At 53.4% G+C, this 4,318-nt stretch carries 4 protein-coding genes; 2 read left to right on the top strand and 2 right to left on the bottom strand.

The window, feature by feature from the left end; translation table 11 throughout:
* Positions 1-450 precede the first annotated feature (450 nt).
* Both R3F72_RS18310 and R3F72_RS18305 read left to right on the top strand, forming a co-directional pair.
* Positions 451-2,361, top strand: coding sequence for a flagellin N-terminal helical domain-containing protein (locus R3F72_RS18310; RefSeq protein ID WP_332780451.1), 1,911 nt, complete (start codon positions 451-453; stop codon positions 2,359-2,361).
* Between the two features lie 165 nt (positions 2,362-2,526).
* Complete coding sequence (locus tag R3F72_RS18305) at positions 2,527-2,763, top strand: hypothetical protein (protein WP_332780450.1); 237 nt, start codon at positions 2,527-2,529, stop codon at positions 2,761-2,763.
* A gap of 517 nt (positions 2,764-3,280) precedes the next feature.
* Here the strand turns inward: R3F72_RS18305 and R3F72_RS18300 are convergent.
* The gene (locus R3F72_RS18300) at positions 3,281-3,505 is read right to left on the bottom strand and encodes a BrnA antitoxin family protein (RefSeq protein ID WP_083387167.1); all 225 of its coding nucleotides are present in this window, start codon (positions 3,503-3,505) and stop codon (positions 3,281-3,283) included.
* Positions 3,483-3,776, bottom strand: a complete 294-nt coding sequence (locus R3F72_RS18295) for a BrnT family toxin (protein ID WP_332780449.1) — start codon at positions 3,774-3,776, stop codon at positions 3,483-3,485. The genes R3F72_RS18300 and R3F72_RS18295 overlap by 23 nt, the downstream gene beginning before the upstream one ends.
* Positions 3,777-4,318 lie beyond the last annotated feature (542 nt).

Raw genomic sequence — 4,318 nt, 5'->3', positions numbered from 1 at the left:
AGGTGGATAGGCTTTCACCCATAGCGGATGGCTCTCTTGGTTCAGATTCTTGGCGGAACACACTGAATTTTCAAGAGAATACCATCCGCTATCTTCGTTTTCGGGCCGGCCTCATGAATAAGCCGGGGTAACCGCTGTCCGGCAGGTAGCGCTGAGAGGCGAGTTCATGACACTCTCGACTCATTCGGCTCGCTTGCTAGCCCAGCTACCGCACGTTGGTATCGCTGGTCGATCCGCCGACCCCCCTGCTCGTCCTTTTTTATACCCCCTTGGGTTTACTCTGCGCGGCAGCGCTGGATGAACTACCGCTGCCCGGCCATTCGCTGGGGCTGGGTTACAGATGAGCCCCATGGCTAGCTATTCCCCTTTTCGTGAATCACGCTAAAGAATGCCGCCGTGCAGCCGATGATGTTGAAATGCCTCCCAATTTTTCCGGAGCCAGCTCTCGTCATGCCGGTCATCAATACCAATCTTCTCTCCCTCAAGGCCCAGCAGAATCAGGGCCGCGCTTCGAATGGTCTATCCACCTCGCTGGAGCGTCTGGCTTCCGGTCTGCGCGTCAACGGTGCCAAGGATGACGCCGCTGGGCAGGCGATCGGTAACCGGATGACCTCAGAGATTCGCGGGCAGAATCAGGCTCAGCGCAATGCCAATGACGGTATCTCGATGTCGCAGACCGCTCAGGGGGCGCTCGATGAAATCAACGAGCGCTTGCAGCGCGTGCGCGAATTGACTGTTCAGGGGCTCAACGGGATTTACGACGGTGATAGTAGTGACAAGATTCAGGCCGAGATTAACCTTAACCTCAAAGAAATAGATCGGCTCAATCAGGAGACGAGCTACAACGGCATTTCGCTACTCGATGGCAGTGCTGGTACCAGAACTTTGCAGATCGGCGCCAATGATGGTGAGACGCTGAGCGTAGACCTCACCCCCCCCGGATTCAGTGCCGAAGCATTGGGCCTCGAGAAACTCACTATCCAAGGTGAACCCAATACTGTAGCGCCGGTGGACCAACTTGTCGGAACGGCAAATTCCATTCCATTGGATGACGTTGACTACACGACGCTGTCCTACAAGCCCCCAAGCGGAAACCCCAATCTCGTCGATATCCCCCGTTCAGGCAGTCGCGACGTAGTACAGCTTGAGAGTGAAGGCGGGCGTCTGATGGAGCAGCGCACCACGGCAACGCATGATACCGATACTCGCAAGAGCACGGTATCGATCACCGTGGAAGATGCCACTGCCAATACCATGGCTGGTGAGTATATTTACTCGCGGCAATACGAGGATAGCGAAGGTAACGCCATGAGCGCCGGTGCTAGCGAAATCGTAAGGGCGGGTGGTGACTACTGGATTCAGACTACCGAATCCGGGCAGTCCCGTTATTATCAGGCTGAAATCACCTTCGATTCCGACAATAACCGGCTGACGGCGCGTGCGTTATCGGATACAAGCGTCGACGAGAACCAGATCGGCGGCTCGCCGTATGAAATTCGTTATGCGCCACAAATTGCCAAGACCAGCGACAATTACAGTCTGACGCTGGACGGCACCGATGCAAGCAGTGATCCTAACCTGAACCTCGTCTACCTCGGTGGTTATTACTACATTGAGGAGAAAGGCGATGATGACCAATATGCGTACTACGATGCCCACGTTAGTTTCACCACTGACGGCGCCTCTAGTAGCATTGTCGTCAATAGTGAACGTTCCTCCAAGCTGGAGGTTTCCGATGAACCGTACGTCTCCAACCAAACGTCTTACGTTCACCTGAAACCGACAAACGGCAATGTTACCGTCAATTATGTCGAACTAGACGGCAGCCGCCACAATGACGTGATGGTAGGCGATTCCGATGGTGGCTATCACTTCAACGTCACAGACTCGTCTGACGACGTAGATGCTTATAAAACCGCCGAGGTGGTTCGGAATCAGGAAGGCGACTACCTATTGCAGACCACAAACGGCAACGGGGATGTCATCCTGTATTACCCCATGGAAAAAGTCATCTACACCAACGTTGCAGACAATTCTACGACGATAACTCTGTATGAATCCGATGTTGCCCAGCGTCTTCGCACGCCCGCCAAACCACTCGAGGCCATTGACGACGCCATACAGCGAGTCGATGCTAAGCGTAGTGAGCTGGGTGCATTCGATAATCGCCTGGAATCAGTCATTCAGAATAGCCAAGCCACGAGCACCAACCTTTCCGCGGCTCGTTCTCGGATCATGGATGCCGACTACGCAACAGAAGTCTCCAACATGACTCGTGAGCAAATTCTGCAGCAGGCTGGAACCTCGGTTCTAGCCCAGGCCAACCAGCTCCCGCAAGGCATTCTTTCTCTACTACAGTAATCCGCCAGGCGAAGTTGAAGTCGCACTTGAAGGCCGGCGCAAGCCGGCCTTTTTGCCTCCTGCTCTCGACTGCCGATCAGACACCAAAATGCTTCTTTAATCGGCCCAATGGCTGGAGCTTGTGTGTGTTCTCATATGTCAAACTCACCGTTCCAGGTAGTTTCAATGACAGTGGAAGACTACGAATTCGTGTTGGCAGAGCTGCAGCGGCTCATCGACGATGCCAAGGCGCTGATGGCGAAATTCGAAACTGTGGAATTCGACCAGCAGCTGCCGGGTGAATACCACGCGCTACATGAGCTCTATACCCGGGCGGTGAAAGCTCAAAAGCGTTATACCTATGAGGCATTGGATCTCATCGAATCCGACACGTCGGCATTGGAAAACTTTAATTTTAATTAAATCATATCAATTCCAATCAACAGGACTCACCTGCCGATTCGTCACCCTGGCCTCTTTTATAGGTATTGGCTCCCTCCTTTACTTTAGAATTCCTGTTCATTGTCGATAACTCCAGAAATCAGCCTTCGACCGTCTCTGCGCCAGCGCGCGAGGGGTGATGACAACCTGCATCGGCACACTCGAATGTATCAATCGTGCTGGTTTGCAGGCGATTGACGATGGCGAAGTCGCTTCCCGACGGGTAGTCCGCATCAGCGGCCGGTATCAGGGAAGCCGGCGCCATCGTGTATGGCGTTCGTAGCATCAGCGCGGTATTCCGACATTCCGGTTTGATCCTTCGAGGAAGATAGTCATGTAATGACCCCCTGGTTTCTGCACACCCATACGGATAACTTGGGGTGTGCTCGGGGACATGTAACCCAGAGAACGATGTGACTGCTCTTCATAACAATGCCAGCCAGCAGTCGATCACGGCTGTCACGGCTGCCTCCGAGTGCAAAGGCTGGATCGAGGCCATTCATAGCCACTCAATCTTGAGATCTTTATGTGACTGTGCGCAATCGCGCAGATAGAGATTGATGAGGCTCTGATATGGAAGGTCTTTTTCCTCGGCAAGCTTCTTGAAATACGCCACGGTATCTTCATCGAGCCGGATCGTGACCTGCTTCTTGAGCTTTTTGGCGTATGGGTTCTGGATAGAGTGTGAAAAATCGTAATGATCACGCATGTCTATACCCTTCATATGTCTTTCGTTCGCGCTTGTCCGCCTTACGCGCCGAGATGATGCGAATTGTTTCACCCTCTCTAACACAGTGGCATACCACCAGCAGACGTGAATGAATGCTCATCCCGAGGAGTATGAACCGGTCTTCCTCTTCAGAATGGTCGGGGTCTGCTATCAGCCGGCCGAACTCGTCGGTGAAGGCAGTCTTGGCCTCGTGGAACGAGACGTCATGCTTTTTGCGGTTGGCGGCATCCTTGAGGGGATCCCAGTCAAAGGTAAGATGGCTCATGCACTACATTGTAGTTATAGCGTATGGATCGTCAATGACGGCATTCCCCGGAAGAGGCCGTAGCACGGAACCAAGCCCCCCTCCATAACTGCACAGGCGACAGTACCGCTCAGCAAGGGGACACCGATCAGGCAATAATCATGGCTAAAGAACGCCGCCATGCAACCGATAACATATTGACATTACTCTATTTTCCCGGAGCCAGCTCTCCTCATGCCGGTCATCCATACCAACCTGCTGTCTCTTAAGGCCCAACAGAACCAGGGGCGAGCCTCGAACGGTCTATCCACCTCGCTCTGCCAAAATGGGGAGTCAAGTCGAGACAATACCAAGTTCACCACCAGGGCTTTTGCCTCCTGCTCTCGGCTTCCGAGCAGACGGCAAAATGCTTCTTTAATCGGCCCAATGGCTGGAGGAGTTAAGCTCAAGTCTGGTGGATGGGAGGAGGTAGGAAGGGTGGCGTATCCTGTTGATTGATCACGACCAAGATCTCAACCAACACGAGTGGATACGCCATGACCGATTCTACCCTCCAGGCTCTT

Source organism: Salinicola sp. 4072 (assembly GCF_036663415.1).
Taxonomy (GTDB): Bacteria; Pseudomonadota; Gammaproteobacteria; order Pseudomonadales; family Halomonadaceae; genus Salinicola; species Salinicola salarius_A.
Note: the sequence above shows the minus strand (reverse complement) of the source record. Positions and strands in the feature narration are given on the sequence as shown.